This is a genomic window from Vibrio aquaticus (genome assembly GCF_003970385.1).
GTDB lineage: Bacteria > Pseudomonadota > Gammaproteobacteria > Enterobacterales > Vibrionaceae > Vibrio > Vibrio aquaticus.
In genome coordinates this window covers 243521-258030 of the sequence record NZ_RXZH01000006.1, presented here as the reverse complement: position 1 = coordinate 258030, position 14510 = coordinate 243521, and the positions used below count along the sequence as shown (strand labels likewise).

Here is a 14510-nt window from a genome sequence, read left to right as displayed (position 1 = left end):
TGACTGTGCCAAATAACCCCTCTCTATAAAGAAAGTAATTATTTGTATTGGTCACTCAGTTCATTGAAATCTTTGTGCTTATCGAAATAAGCTTTGGATTATCATCAACGAGTGCCCACACAGATTGATAGGTCTATATTTTTAAAGAACTTCGTTTTGGGCTTTACTCAAAACGGACGGCCATTTTAGCGAGATAACCTTCAGTGTCAAACACTTTTTTCGTTATTTCTTCGAAAGTTAGTTAACAACTTTCACCGTCTCAAATTGTCATTGCTAATCAGCTCGGTTTCCCGTGACAACGGAGGCGCATTATAGGGAGTTCTTGACTAAGCACAACCCCTAATTCTAAAAAAATCGTTCTTTTCGACTCGTCAGGTCAACAAACACCCAAAACGCACAAAAACAACACAAAAGGGCCTGATTCAGGCCCTTTATCAATAGAAAATAGCTACCTTTTACTGGTGAGCAATAATCTGGTCGTTGTTCACTAACAGCTTTACTGGTTTTTCCGGAATCACCTTACCCGCCAGTATCGCCTTCGCTAGTGGGTTTTCTACGCTTTGCTGAATCGCTCGTTTAAGTGGTCTTGCACCATACACAGGGTCAAAACCAACTTGAGCAATCAAATTGAGCGCTTTATCAGAGACCTCTAACGAGTAACCTCGCTCTTCCATTCGCTTAGATAATCGTTCCAATTGAATAGATGCAATTGACTTGATGTGCTCTTGACCGAGTGGATGGAACACCACACTCTCATCAACTCGGTTTAAGAACTCAGGACGGAAGTGTTTACTGACGACATCCATCACCTGCTCTTTGATACCTTGATAATCCAAAGTCGCGAAGTTTTCTTGTATACGAGCAGAGCCCAAGTTGGACGTCATGATCACAACCGTATTGCGAAAATCAACAGTACGACCTTGTCCATCCGTCAGGCGTCCATCATCAAGTACCTGCAACAAAATATTGAAAACATCGGGGTGAGCTTTCTCGACTTCATCTAACAAAATTACTGAATACGGTTTGCGGCGAACCGCTTCCGTTAAATAGCCACCTTCTTCGTATCCGACATAGCCAGGAGGTGCACCAACTAAACGAGCCACGGAATGTTTCTCCATAAACTCAGACATGTCGATACGAACCATAGCGTCTTCACTATCGAACATAAAACTTGCCAGTGTCTTACACAGTTCAGTTTTGCCCACACCTGTAGGCCCTAAGAATAAGAAAGAGCCTATTGGCTGATTCGGATCAGAAAGCCCAGCTCGACTACGACGAATCGCATTCGACACCACTTCTACCGCTTCTTTTTGCCCAATCACACGATTGTGAAGAACATCTTCCATGCGTAAAAGCTTCTCTTTCTCCGCCTCAAGCATTTTGGATACCGGAATCCCAGTCTGCTTTGAAAGCACATCGGCAATTTCGTTGTCCGTCACTTTATTGCGTAGTAGCGTCATTTCCTGCATTTCAGCTTGAGTTGCTAAATCCAATTGCTTTTCCAACTCAGGGATTCGACCATATTGCAGTTCAGACATTCGGTTTAGATCACCAGCACGGCGCGCAAACTCCATATCCATGCGAGCTTGTTCTAGTTCACCTTTGATATGTTGAGTACCAGAAAGCGCTGCTTTTTCTGCATTCCACACTTCTTCGAGTTCTGCAAACGCTCTCTCTTTATCTTGCAACTCTTCGTTTAAGATCGTCAGACGTTTTTCACTCGCTTCATCATGTTCATTGGTCAAAGCTTGCTGCTCAATTTTGAGCTGAATGATCTTACGCTCTAATTTATCGAGAGATTCTGGCTTAGAGTCGATTTGCATACGAATGCTCGAAGCCGCTTCATCGATAAGATCAATCGCTTTGTCTGGTAACTGACGGTCTGAAACATAACGGTGAGATAGGCTTGCCGCGGCAACAATCGCAGGGTCGGTAATCTCTACGTGATGGTGAAGTTCGTAGCGCTCTTTCAAGCCACGTAAGATGGCAACCGTATCTTCGACACTTGGCTCATCCACAATCACTTTTTGGAATCGGCGCTCTAGGGCAGGATCTTTTTCTATATATTGACGGTATTCATCGAGCGTTGTCGCTCCGACACAATGCAGCTCACCACGCGCCAATGCAGGTTTAAGCATATTCCCCGCATCCATAGAGCCTTCACCTTTACCAGCACCAACCATGGTATGAATTTCATCAATGAAGAGAATAATGTTGCCTTCTTCTTTAGACAGCTCATTCAATACTGATTTCAAACGCTCTTCAAATTCACCACGATATTTAGCTCCCGCCACCAGCGCGCCCATATCTAGAGATAGAACTCTGCGGCCACGCAGACCTTCAGGTACTTCATTGTTAACAATGCGCTGAGCCAGTCCTTCAACAATCGCAGTTTTACCGACACCGGGCTCACCGATGATCACAGGGTTGTTCTTGGTTCGGCGCTGGAGAACTTGAATGGTGCGACGAATCTCATCATCACGGCCGATAACAGGATCAAGTTTGCCCTGCTCTGCACGCTCAGTCAGATCTATGGTGAACTTTTCTAAGGCTTGGCGAAGCTCTTCAGCATTCGGGTCATCAATCTTTTGACCACCGCGTACTTTATCAATCGCTTCGGTTAACTTCGCTTCCGTTAAGCCTAACTCTTTCAATAGCGATCCTAGCGGTCCTCTATCTTCTAGAGCGGCTAAAAGAAAAACTTCAGATGAGATGTAAGAATCTTGGCGTTTTTGAGCAACTTTGTCGCATAGGTTAAACATCGTACCCATGGCGCTAGACAACTGAACGTCGCCACCAATACCGCTGACCTTTGGTAGACGGTCAAGTATTTCACTTAGCTTCGAACGCAGATGCGTAATATCAACGTTCAACATAGTGAGTAACGGGCGAATTGGACTACCATTTTGGTCCATTAATGCCACCATCAAATGAACCGGCTCGATATATTGATGATCTCGACCTAAAGCGAGTGATTGAGCGTCAGATATAGCGATTTGAAATTTGCTAGTGAATCTGTCGAGACGCATACCTACCTTCCTACCTCAACTGAGAAAAATTGTTTAATCAGTATGAAAGATGGATACGCTTTGGGGGATTTTCAAGGGGAGTGAGTCAATCTCAGACAAAAGAATGACGTTATGAATCAATCCAGATAAAGGTCGCTTGTCTTCCTGTTATCCCATCACGGCGATAAGAGTAAAAGCGTTCAGAGTCTTGGTATGTACATAAATTACTGTAGTAAACCTGCTTCACACCAACGCGATTAAGCCTTTGTGTGACCAGCTGGTTCATATCGGCGAACCATTTTCCTGACTGCTGTTTTTTTGGGGTAAAAGCGTATTGCGCTTCAGGAATAACAGACACAAATGCCTCGACGACATCATCACCGACTTCAAAGGCTTCTTGACCAATTGCTGGGCCTATCCAAGCCATCACTTCACCGTCAAACTTCTTCACCGCATTTTCGACGATGCCATTGGCTAAGCCACGCCAACCGGCATGGACTGCAGCCACTTGTGTACCATCAACATTGGTGAGTAAGACAGGTAAGCAATCGGCAGTCATAGCAGAACAAACCACACCAGGCTTTTGAGTAAACGTACCATCCGCATCTAGAACATCAACGGTGGAGGTATTCACTTCTAGAACAGTATTGGAGTGAGTTTGATTGAGCCAAATCGGTGCTTCAGGCATATCTGCATATTCCTGAAGCAATAGACGATTTCTTTGGACGATTTGAACATCATCCCCAACATGAGTACCTAGGTTCAAACCTTGGTAAACATTCTGGGAAACACCGCCGCATCGAGTTGAAGCAAAGGCTTTGACTCGGCTTCGTGCTGGCCAGTTAGGGATGATAAGTTCCATACTTAAAACTCGTCTTTTAAGCCGTGCTCTTGAGTATCTTGACGCAATGCTTCTGCCATTTCGATCATATCGTCAGGCACAGGAGCGTGGAACTCCACGTCTTCACCCGTAATTGGGTGTTCAAATCTTAGCATTACCGCATGAAGCGCTTGACGATCAAAACTGCGAATATGGTTCGCTAGCTCTTCTGACGCGCCACTTGGAATACGCGCACGGCCACCGTATGCAGTATCACCTAACAGAGGATGCTGCAGGTAAGACATGTGAACACGGATCTGGTGTGTACGACCGGTTTCTAGACGTAAACGGATGCGCGTATGCTCGCGGAAGTGCTCTGCAACTCGGTAGTGAGTAATTGCGGGCTTACCCATCGGGCTTACTGCCATCAAGGTACGCTTCGTCGAGTGTCGACCAATAGGCTGTTCAACTCGTCCACCAGCCGTCATACGGCCAATCGCGATGGCTTCATACTCACGCACGAAGTTACGTTTCTTCTGTAGAGCACGTACTAAACGCGTTTGCGCCGGTACAGTCTTCGCTACCACCATAAGACCTGTCGTGTCTTTATCAAGACGATGCACGATACCCGCTCGTGGTACTTCAGCGATACTTGGGTAGTGATGAAGCAATGCATTTAGCACTGTACCATCCGGAGTCCCTGCTCCTGGGTGTACGACGAATCCGCGCGGTTTATTGATCACCAAGATATCGTCATCTTCAAAAACAATATCTAGAGGGATATCTTGCGCTTCCCAGCGTTCTTCATCTTCAAGTTCCGCTTGCAGGATGATCTCTTCACCGCCCATAACCTTGATACGAGGTTTAGTAACAACTTCGCCATCCACTTGGATTTTGCCATCAAGAAGCCACTCTTTAATACGAGAGCGAGAGAAATCGGTAAAGAGTTCAGCAACAGCTTGGTCTAGACGTTGACCTAACTGGCTGCTTTTTACTGTGTCTGTTAATGTGATCTGCTGAGCCATATCGAACTTTTTTAAAAACAGTGAGACTAATTGTCACTACTGTGGAAAAATGTACTATTGGACATTGTATCTGTTACTGATTAGAAAGTAACGACAGCAACTGAAATATTTATCTCAAGGAACCGAATCCTGACATGAAAAAGCATACTTTATCTGGCTTGTTGGCATTATCTGTACTGGTTGGCTGCTCTAGCAGTGAAGAGATTGTTCCAGACGTGCCACCATCTGAGCTTTACTCAGAAGCACAGATTTCGCTTCAAAGTGGTAGCTGGATAACAGCCATTGAGCGATTGGAAGCTCTGGATTCTCGTTACCCATTTGGTGCGTACTCTGAACAGGTTCAGCTAGATCTTATCTATGCGTACTACAAAAATGACGACCTTGCGTTAGGCTTGGCGACCATCGAACGTTTTACTCGTCTAAATCCAACTCATGAAAAGCTCGACTGGGTGTTATACATGAGAGGTCTTACGCATATGGCTCAGGATCGTAATTTCATGCATGATCTTTTTAACATTGACCGAAGCGATCGTGACCCTGAGCCGGTGAAACAGGCTTTTGCTGATTTTAAGAAGTTACTTGAGCGTTACCCAACCAGCCCATACGCAGAAGATGCTCAGAAGCGTATGTTTGCGTTGAAAAACCGTCTCGCTGAGTATGACTTAGCAACGGCTGACTTTTACTTACGACGTGAAGCCTGGATTGCTGCCATTAACCGCACGCAAGAGCTGCAAAAGACTTACCCAAATACAGAAGCTGCGCGCAAGTCACTGGATATTCAGTTAGAAGCTTACAAACAGCTGAATTTGGAAGATGCGATTCAACGTACTGAAGAGTTAATCGAACTCAACCCGCAGTAACGTTATCTGATGCTTTAAAAACGCCTCGCCATGAGGCGTTTTTTGTTTCAGGCTAACGATAAAGAGCAAATCAAACTATCTTTAACCGCAAGAATTACTGACAAAACGAACAATAAGTGCGAGACGTCAACATCACAGATGTCTGGAGAAATAAAAGGAAAAAGATTTTGGAATTGTATTCACACTTTCGTGCTGTTTAATTCCTAGACAGGTATTTTTATTAGGTCGTATTAAGCCGCTAAAAAACAGATGATTTTTAGTTGCTTACCTCTCCCAATCTAATGAATTTTTGCCCGTTAACAAGCTTTTTTCGTCGATAATCGTCTTACACTTTGAGATAGATCACGTTTAAATTGACCTGCAGAAACCGCCGACAAAATAGTGATCTTAGTCACGTTATTAAAGCCACAGATAAGTAATCTGGAGTTAACCCATGAGGGATGACACAGAGGAAAACATCTATGAAAGTAAATATCACTGGCAAGAACATCGACATCACCTCTGCAATCCGCACTCACATTGAGAGCAAGTTTAAAAAGCTAGAAAAATGGCAAGTAGACATTATCGGTTGTCAGGCAAGTTTCAGCGAAGAGCCAAATAAGCAGAAAAAATTTGAAGCTGTTATTACTGTACCGAAAGGCCAACTGGTTGCATCTGCAACTCATGAAGATTTATATGCTGCCGTTAATGAGGTAGAACAGAAACTAGAACGTCAGCTAAACAAACTACGTCATAAGCCAGAAGCACGCCGTGCAGAGAAACCTGAGCTAGAAGAAGAAGTAGAATAAAAATATAAATTGAGAGGATTCAGAAAAATAGCGCCGAAAGGCGCTATTTTTTTGCTTGACGCTCAATACTCGGTTGCTTATTGTGTTTAAAGATTAACTACAAAGCCTATGAATATGCACAACACAACTCTGTTCTTTTTTGACTTCTTTTTTCTCCACTAGGCTTGGAGGCTCTCTCGTTTTCGAAAGATAAGTCAAAAACGAACAGGAAGCCTCCCAAAGGGAGGCTTTTTTTATGAGGAACACTAGGATGACTAACCAAAAATACTCACTTGAAGAAATACGCATACGATTAAACGAGCTCGATGATCAATTACTCCAGCTCCTTTCTGAGCGTCGCCAGATGAGTATTGAAGTAGCAAAAAGCAAAGTACAAACCTCAAAGCCTGTCCGTGATGCTGAGCGAGAGCAGCAGTTGTTGGTCAAACTGATTAACAATGGTAATCAAAAATATGATCTTGATGCTCAGTACATCACTAAGCTGTTTCACACCATTATTGAAGACTCGGTTCTACTTCAGCAATCTTATCTACAAAATCTAGCGAACCCGGAACAAAGTCGTAAACCACTGGCTCGTGTCGCGTTCCTGGGTTCGAAAGGGTCATACTCTCATTTAGCAAGCCGAGAATACTTTAGCCGTAAGAACACTGAGCTTATCGAGCTCAACTGTGGTCACTTTAAAGAGGTGACTCAAACCGTTGAGTCAGGCCACGCTGATTACGGTGTACTGCCAATCGAGAACACTAGTTCAGGCTCTATCAACGAAGTCTATGACCTACTCCAGCACACTACGCTCTATATTGTGGGAGAACTCACGCTGCCTATTGAGCACTGTTTGGTCGCAACCTCAGATATTCGCTTAGAAGAGATCACCACTCTGTATTCTCACCCTCAACCCCATGCTCAGTGCAGTGAGTTCCTAGGCAAGCTCAACGGCGTCACATTAGAGTCATGCGCCAGCACCGCTGATGCAATGCGTACAGTGAAAGATCTTAACCGCTCAGATGTTGCAGCCATTGGCAACGCATCCAGCGGCAAGCTTTATGGCCTGCAGCCAATTCAAGGCAACATTGCAAATCAAACAGAAAATCATACCCGCTTTATCATTGTGGCTCGTAAACCTGTCGAGGTCTCAACTCAGATCCCAGCAAAAACCACACTAATTATGTCGACCTCACAACAAGCTGGCTCGCTAGTAGAGACTCTATTAGTTCTTCAGCGTTACGGTATCAACATGACTAAACTGGAATCTCGTCCAATCATGGGGAACCCTTGGGAAGAGATGTTTTACGTCGATTTAGAGTCACACCTCGACTCTCAGCAGATGCAACAGGCTCTCAATGAACTCACCAAAATCACGAAGCATCTGAAAGTATTAGGCTGTTATCCAAGTGAAAATGTGAAACCAACACAAATTAAGTTGCAATAAATAAACCCACACAGCTCAAATAAATACAATCAAATAGCTGACATAATTTATTAATATTCTTAGTATTTCGTTATTAATTTGCATATTAGTGTTGTGTCAGCTCATTCCACTGACTCTGATAAGCCGTCCACCTCAGAATTATTCAAAAAGGTCAGCACCAGTCAGTATGAGAGTTCTGTTTTTACCTCTTCTTTTTTTCACTAGCTCCGTATCACTCGCTCAAGCACTCAATATCTATATGTGGGAAGATACCCTCTCCCCTCAAGTGCGTGCTCAGTGGGAGCAGAAAAGTGGCCACTCGATTACATTATCTCACTTTGATAATGACGATGAACGCAGCCAGCTCATGATGAAAAGCATACAACTGCCTTTTGATGTGGTTGTTCTCGATAACGTGTCAGCTCAGATATATGGCAAATTAGGGACATTCGAGAACCTTTCGACCTTGAGCAATCGAGTTCACAATGATAAGCAGTGGAACCAAACTTGTGGTGACTATGCCGTCCCTTATTTTTGGGGCAGCGTCGGTGTGGCTTACCGTAAAGATATCATTGCGACCCCGCCTAAAACTTGGAGTGAGTTTGTAAAACCTCCACGTAAATTATCTGGCAAGGTAGGAATGCTCAATGACAGCGTAGAAACATTCCTGCCCATTTTCTATTCACTTGGCATTTCACCAACAACAGAAAACGCTCAAGAGATCCATCAAGCTTACCCAGCAATGGTTGAATTTAACCAAGACGTACTCACCTACGAATACATTCTTAGCTACATACGTAGCCAATCTGATCCCGATACACTGCAAATGACGTTAGCTTACAGTGGCGATCAATACTCCTTGAATCGTTACTTTGGGCAAGATAACTGGGGCTATGTGATCCCTGAAGGCGAAGTATTTCTCTGGGTGGATTGCTTAGCGGTCAGTGCGCATTCGGATAATAAACAGGCAGCTCGTGCCTTTCTCAACTACCTGATGGATCCAAAAGTCGCTGCAAAAAATGCAATTGATATCAAAGCTGCTACCCCTAATCGAAGTGCTACTAAGTTACTGCCCGAGTGGTACCTAAATGATGCATCATTGTTCCCATCCCAAGAACGTCTTGCTAACGCCCAGATAGATAGCCAACTCTCGGCAGAGAATATCAGCCTTAGAACAAAGATAATTAACCGATTACTAAAAGATCATGAAGCTAAACACTAGAGTCTTACTGCTTGTTGCGCCCGTGATAATGTTGAGTGCGGCTGTCTCAAGCTATAGCATTTACATCAATCAGAAAGATGCCTTAATCAAACGAGAGAACAGCTATTTACAACTTTCTATGGAAAAGCTGGCTGGCCACTTCCGACAATCACTGGCACTCATCAATAGCTACTCTCTCACTCTGACCAAAAGCGATATGGTACGGAATTATTTCGGCCAACCTGAGAATCCATATCGAGAAATGAAGCTGATTGGCAACTTGCAAACAACCATCGAAAACCTGCAGTCCAATACACAGGATGACATTGCTGTCGCAATCATTGATGGTGACCATAAGGTCAAATTCTATGCAGATAATCAAACGGATCCTTTTTCAAGCTTAGATGCCAATGTGTTGAAGTATGTAAATCATATTTACCAACGCACAGGGGACACCAGTCATACTGGTTTTGCTCGTAGTTATCAGGGGCAAAGCATTTTGATCCGCTATGATGTGATTGATAAAAGTACGTTGGATTCGCCACTCAGCTACAATAAAGACCAAGTTTTCTTCATCGTTGTTTCACTTTCCTTAGAGAAGTTCGATCAGCTCAAACACATTTTAGAGTTTGATAACGACAGCAGCATTTTCTTTTCAGCTGAACCCGTCATTAAATCAGGGCTTGCTCAGTCGGTAGAGCTCAAGCCCGGCCTACACGCAATCTTAGATCCTGCTCAATACCTCACGACGAAAAAGCTCGCCAAAATTGAACAGCGCTTAATCCTTTCTTTTGGTGCCTCGTCACTTGTTACCGTGATGATCTTGCTGTTTTTGCTCTATCGTCATGTGATAAAACCAATCACTCATCTTGATCGACAGCTTAAAGATGTCGAAATGCAAAAACGTAGCAACATCGAAAAACTCGATAACGACAACGAAATTGGCCGTCTTTCCGCTCGTTTTTACGATATGTACAAAGAGCTCAACTCTAGCTACCAAAAGACCAAAGCGATGGCAGAGAATGATCACCTCACTCAACTTGCTAATCGCTACCAATTTCAGGTTTATGTCGAACGCGCATTAGCAAATAAGGTGGCGCATAAACATGCGTGGATTCTTTATATTGACCTCGATAACTTCAAATACGTGAACGACAAGTATGGCCACCATGTCGGGGACTCACTTTTAGTCAACTTTGCCAATCATATTCAGACCATCAGTAAAGAGTGGGAACAGCGGCATGGCATCAAATGTTTAGCTTCCCGCCTGTCTGGTGACGAATTTGCCATTTTCTTGGCCTCACAGTATCACGGACAGTTCGCGGAGAGCTTAGCGTGTAAAGTGCTCGACCCTATTCAGAATAATGCCAATGCTTCTTTTGGTAGCTTTCCCGTGACAGCGAGTATCGGTATCGCCTCTTACCCTGACGACGGCATGGATCTCGCGAAACTTCTTTCTCATGCTGACACCGCAATGTATCAAGCTAAGCGCGCGGGTAAAAATCAAATAGCTCACTATTCAAAGGAATTAGATGAAGTGGTCCGTCGTCGTACCCAGGTTGAACGTGCACTGCGCAATGGCGATTTAGAAAATGAGTTTACCCTGCTCTACCAACCTTACTTTGATCGTACAGGCCAACACGTAAAAGGTGTTGAAGCTCTATTGCGCTGGGACTCGCCAAACTTAGGTAAGGTCACTCCGAGTGAATTTATTCCTATTTCTGAACAAATCGGACTGTTTGGCACCATTGATCGTTGGGTTATTAAACAAGCCTTTAAAGATTTTAAGAAGCTGCAAGAGTGTTTCGACCACCCACTCAATGTGTCGATTAACCTATCCTCCGCAGAACTGGATTCCGTTCAACTCGCCAGTGATATACAAGTGCTCATGGAGCGTTACCCAATCACACCTCACCTGATTGACTTCGAGATCACCGAGACATTTGCTTCAGACAGTCAGAGTTACCTGCTACTGCATGAGCTTTCAGAAATGGGCTTTAAACTGACCATTGATGACTTTGGTTCTGGCTATACCTCTATCACTCAATTGGTAGAATATCCGGTACAAAAAATTAAGTTTGATCGCGAGTTTTTAGAAACATTAATCAAGACCAACAACCACCAAGTCGTCAAACCACTCGTTGACCTTTGTCATTCTCAATCTATGATGGTGACCGCAGAAGGCATTGAGTCTGAAGATATGCACCTTTGGTTAGCGGAAAACAAATGTGATTTAATGCAGGGCTATCACTTATCACCACCGCTCACTTTGACTCAATTGAAGTATGACCCTAAAGCCCAGAAAGGAAATTTCGATGTCGAACAAGAAGGTTATTGTCGCTTCGCTTAATCCAGCCAAAATTAATGCCGTAAAAAGTGCATTTGAAGCCTCATTCCCAAATGAAACCTTTGAGTTTGTCGGCTTAAATGTGGCAAGTGGCGTGGCCGATCAGCCGATGACGAATGATGAAACTCATTTGGGTGCGCTCAACCGTGTTACTAATGCAAAGTCAGCCGATAACAGCGCTGATTTCTATGTCGGGCTAGAAGCCGGTATTGAAGGGAACGTAACTTTTGCCTGGATGGTCATTGAATCCACCGATAAGCGCGGAGAATCCCGCTCAGCAAGCTTAATGCTGCCACCTGTTGTCATTGAAAAACTCAAATATGCCAACGAGCTCGGCGATGTGATGGATGAAGTCTTTGGGACAGAGAACATCAAACAGAAAGGCGGGGCAATTAGCTTGCTAACGCACGACTTGCTTACACGCAGTTCTGTATATCACCAAGCATTAATTCTAGCGCTGATCCCATTTGTCAATCATGAGCACTTTCCAGCGAACCTATAGCTAGGTCTCTAAATCAAAACAAAAAAAGAGAGGTGCGATTTAGCACCTCTCTTTTTATTTTTCTAGTAACTGAGCAATCTGCTGCTTTTCATCGTTACTTTTAGATTTAAGTTCATTAGAACCGCGAGTAATTGTCGCAATGCCGACTCCAAGCATTTGACTGATCTGCCTTTGCGATAAATCCCCTTTTAATAGCTCTCTGAAGATATTCACTCGGGCGACCAGTGCTTCACGCTCATCTGGAGTAAGCAGCATCGTCAATAACATCTCATGCTGCTTTGATTCTGCGCTCTCACTGATCAAATCTAAGATCTGTTGCCACTCTTTATATTCTGGCTCTAATGACATCTATATTGGCTCGCTAGTATTTCGTATCGACCTCATGCGGGTTTAAAAAAGCCCCATCCACACCAAGTAGGTCTCGGTAATAAGTTTCAAACATCAGGATATTTTGCACATACCCTCGTGTTTCTTTAAATGGGATTGCTTCAATAAACGCATAAGCGTCCAGTTTTCCTTGGGTACGTCCACGCCAAGTTTTTACACGATGGGGCCCTGCATTATACGCAGCTAACGCAAAAATTCGATTGTTATCGTATTGCTCGAGCAGGCCATCAAGGTAGTGACTGCCAATTTCGATGTTCTTACCGACTTCATACAGATCTTGCGCGCCTTGGTAAGTCAGCTTGTATTTTTTAGCCGTGTACTTTGCTGTCGCAGGCATGATTTGCATAATGCCTCTCGCCCCGACTGGTGATTGCGCTTCAATATCCAGTGCACTTTCTTGCCTCGCTAGAGACATCAAAGTAATAGGGTCGATACTGTGCTTATCAGCATAGAAATCGAACCACCAGCGGTGTGCTACAGGAAAGCGAACATGCAGGTTATCCCACATTTTTGCTTTGATGCTCGCTGTCACCGTTAAGTGATGCCACCCTTTAAACGAAGCAAACGCGGCAAGCATCTCTTTTTGCTGGCTATCCGCTCTCCTCAGTAACCAGTTCCACTCACTTTTCGCGGCGGCAATTTTATCTCTGTCGATCAACTCTTCGATGCGGATAAGCTCGGTGTTAAAAGGTTTCACTTGCGATTTATCTAAAGCAATTTCAGATGTTGGGTAATTGATAGAACGTTTTAACTCTTTGGCCGCCGCAACGCTGTAGAAATTTCGCTGTCCAACCAAAGACTCCATACGCTGATGGCCTTGTTTTCGCTCACCAAGGGCTAACTCACTTCGACCGAGCCAATACTGCCAACGCAAGCTTTCACGAGAGGTCTCTGGCAACTTATTAATCCAAGTAGCTAAACCTTTCCAATCCGCTTGTTGAATCGCTAAACGAGCGCGACGTTCAATCAATACAGTGCTAGATGAAGACGCAATTTTTGAATCGCGCCATTTAGCCAGTGAAGACGAATCGGTATTAATCAAACGAAAAGAAATATAGTCAGCGAGCTTTTGTTCTTTTGCCTTGTCAAAGCCCTGTCCTTTGATGACTTGAGCATAAGCTTGTTGGGCTTGTTCAACATCTTTGCGAGCGAGCTTTTGCAATGCAAGGTAGCTTTGCTGTCGATTGAAGTCACTCTTGCTTTGCTTACGCGCAAACTTAGCGACATCCTCAGGGCGATTGAATAAGTTCAGCATATCTTGAGCTTGGGCCTTTGCTTGGCTTGTTGATAGCTGCTTTTGCAGATACTTCATTAAACGGCCATTTCTAGATTCAAACGCTAGCACCATTCGATCTAAGATCAGCGGATCCGTTTTCAACCCTGCTTTATCCCACTTTTCAAACAATGGGTCACACGCATCATCAATACTTTTGCCAGACAGCCATAATTTCTCCGCGCCTTGATAAGCAAGTTTTTTGTCCCCTACTAATGCATGCGCATGATAGTAATGGCACTGATACACTTCGCCTCTTGGTTCGACGGTTTGGAACTCTAACAAGGTCTTCCAATCCTTATTCATCGCCAATTGGCTGATGTAAGGTGCACGCATTCGGTTACTAAACGGAAAGGACGCATTTTCTTTAATAAACGTCTCGACCTCTTTAGGAGAGCGCTGATCTAAATCGACTAAGAAGCTGCGATAATCGACATAGGGAGTCAGAGGATAGTGTGAAATTTGTGGACGTATTTTTTGATATTCGGCGACATTTTTCGCATCCAGAAGCTTTTGAGCTTGGTCGTAAATATCCCGTTGAGTTTGTAGATCTGCGGCTACCGCGGATGTAGCCAAAAGTGCGCTGCAAGTCATCGTTGAAACTAAAGAAATCGATGAAGAAATGCGAAGCAGCGACTTAGAAAAAGTCAGATTCATAACCGTCTCATCCTGAGGGTATTGCGAGTGAATTCCTTATTAAGACTCATTGTAATCAGCGCTGTAAAGCTCCGAGATGTAAATATTAATAAATTCACGTAACTGTGACAGTCCGCGGACTTTATGCCAATAATTGCCTACTAAAACATCATTAAAACCTCTTAACAACCATGCCTTTGTTTTCTCTAGTAACAAAGCGGGCGCTCTTAGTATAAAATAACAACTTTCGTAAAT

General features: G+C 43.9%; 11 protein-coding genes and 1 other annotated feature. Of the genes, 6 read left to right on the top strand and 5 right to left on the bottom strand.

Annotation, left to right across the window (positions count from 1 at the left end):
- Nucleotides 1-455 precede the first annotated feature (455 nt).
- From clpB to rluD, 3 genes are all read right to left on the bottom strand, one after another.
- Nucleotides 456-3029 (bottom strand): ATP-dependent chaperone ClpB, encoded by a 2574-nt coding sequence (gene clpB, locus EJ063_RS14710; protein ID WP_126575114.1) that lies wholly within the window; start codon nt 3027-3029, stop codon nt 456-458.
- Between the two features lie 109 nt (nt 3030-3138).
- Entirely contained in the window at nt 3139-3870 is a 732-nt protein-coding gene (gene pgeF / locus EJ063_RS14705; RefSeq protein WP_126575113.1) for a peptidoglycan editing factor PgeF, read from the bottom strand.
- 2 nt (nt 3871-3872) lie between these two features.
- Complete coding sequence (gene rluD / locus EJ063_RS14700; protein WP_126575112.1) at nt 3873-4853, bottom strand: 23S rRNA pseudouridine(1911/1915/1917) synthase RluD; 981 nt, start codon at nt 4851-4853, stop codon at nt 3873-3875.
- A gap of 134 nt (nt 4854-4987) precedes the next feature.
- On the opposite strand from rluD, the gene EJ063_RS14695 reads away from it, so the two are divergent.
- The 6 genes from EJ063_RS14695 to yjjX all read left to right on the top strand — a co-directional run bounded on the left by EJ063_RS14695 (nt 4988) and on the right by yjjX (nt 11959).
- Nucleotides 4988-5713 carry an outer membrane protein assembly factor BamD gene (locus tag EJ063_RS14695; RefSeq protein ID WP_126575111.1) on the top strand — a complete coding sequence of 242 codons (726 nt, stop codon included), beginning with the start codon at nt 4988-4990 and terminating at the stop codon, nt 5711-5713.
- A gap of 461 nt (nt 5714-6174) precedes the next feature.
- The gene (hpf, locus tag EJ063_RS14690) at nt 6175-6501 is read left to right on the top strand and encodes a ribosome hibernation-promoting factor, HPF/YfiA family (protein WP_126575110.1); all 327 of its coding nucleotides are present in this window, start codon (nt 6175-6177) and stop codon (nt 6499-6501) included.
- A 117-nt stretch (nt 6502-6618) separates the two neighbouring features.
- Nucleotides 6619-6738, top strand: a sequence feature (Phe leader region).
- Nucleotides 6739-6751: 13 nt separating this feature from the next.
- Nucleotides 6752-7930 (top strand): prephenate dehydratase, encoded by a 1179-nt coding sequence (gene pheA, locus EJ063_RS14685; protein ID WP_126575109.1) that lies wholly within the window; start codon nt 6752-6754, stop codon nt 7928-7930.
- A 166-nt stretch (nt 7931-8096) separates the two neighbouring features.
- Nucleotides 8097-9131 (top strand): polyamine ABC transporter substrate-binding protein, encoded by a 1035-nt coding sequence (locus EJ063_RS14680; RefSeq protein WP_126575108.1) that lies wholly within the window; start codon nt 8097-8099, stop codon nt 9129-9131.
- A complete protein-coding gene (locus tag EJ063_RS14675; protein ID WP_126575107.1) occupies nt 9115-11460 on the top strand; it encodes a putative bifunctional diguanylate cyclase/phosphodiesterase in 2346 nt (781 codons plus the stop codon). The genes EJ063_RS14680 and EJ063_RS14675 overlap by 17 nt, the downstream gene beginning before the upstream one ends.
- On the top strand, nt 11426-11959 hold the full coding sequence (yjjX, locus tag EJ063_RS14670) for an inosine/xanthosine triphosphatase (protein WP_126575106.1): 534 nt from the start codon (nt 11426-11428) through the stop codon (nt 11957-11959). Before EJ063_RS14675 ends, yjjX begins: the two co-directional genes overlap by 35 nt.
- 54 nt (nt 11960-12013) lie before the next feature.
- Here yjjX and trpR read toward each other — a convergent pair whose 3' ends face one another.
- Nucleotides 12014-12307 (bottom strand): trp operon repressor, encoded by a 294-nt coding sequence (trpR, locus tag EJ063_RS14665; protein ID WP_126575105.1) that lies wholly within the window; start codon nt 12305-12307, stop codon nt 12014-12016.
- Nucleotides 12308-12320: 13 nt separating this feature from the next.
- On the bottom strand, nt 12321-14276 hold the full coding sequence (sltY, locus tag EJ063_RS14660; RefSeq protein ID WP_126575104.1) for a murein transglycosylase: 1956 nt from the start codon (nt 14274-14276) through the stop codon (nt 12321-12323).
- Between the last annotated feature and the right edge of the window lie 234 nt (nt 14277-14510).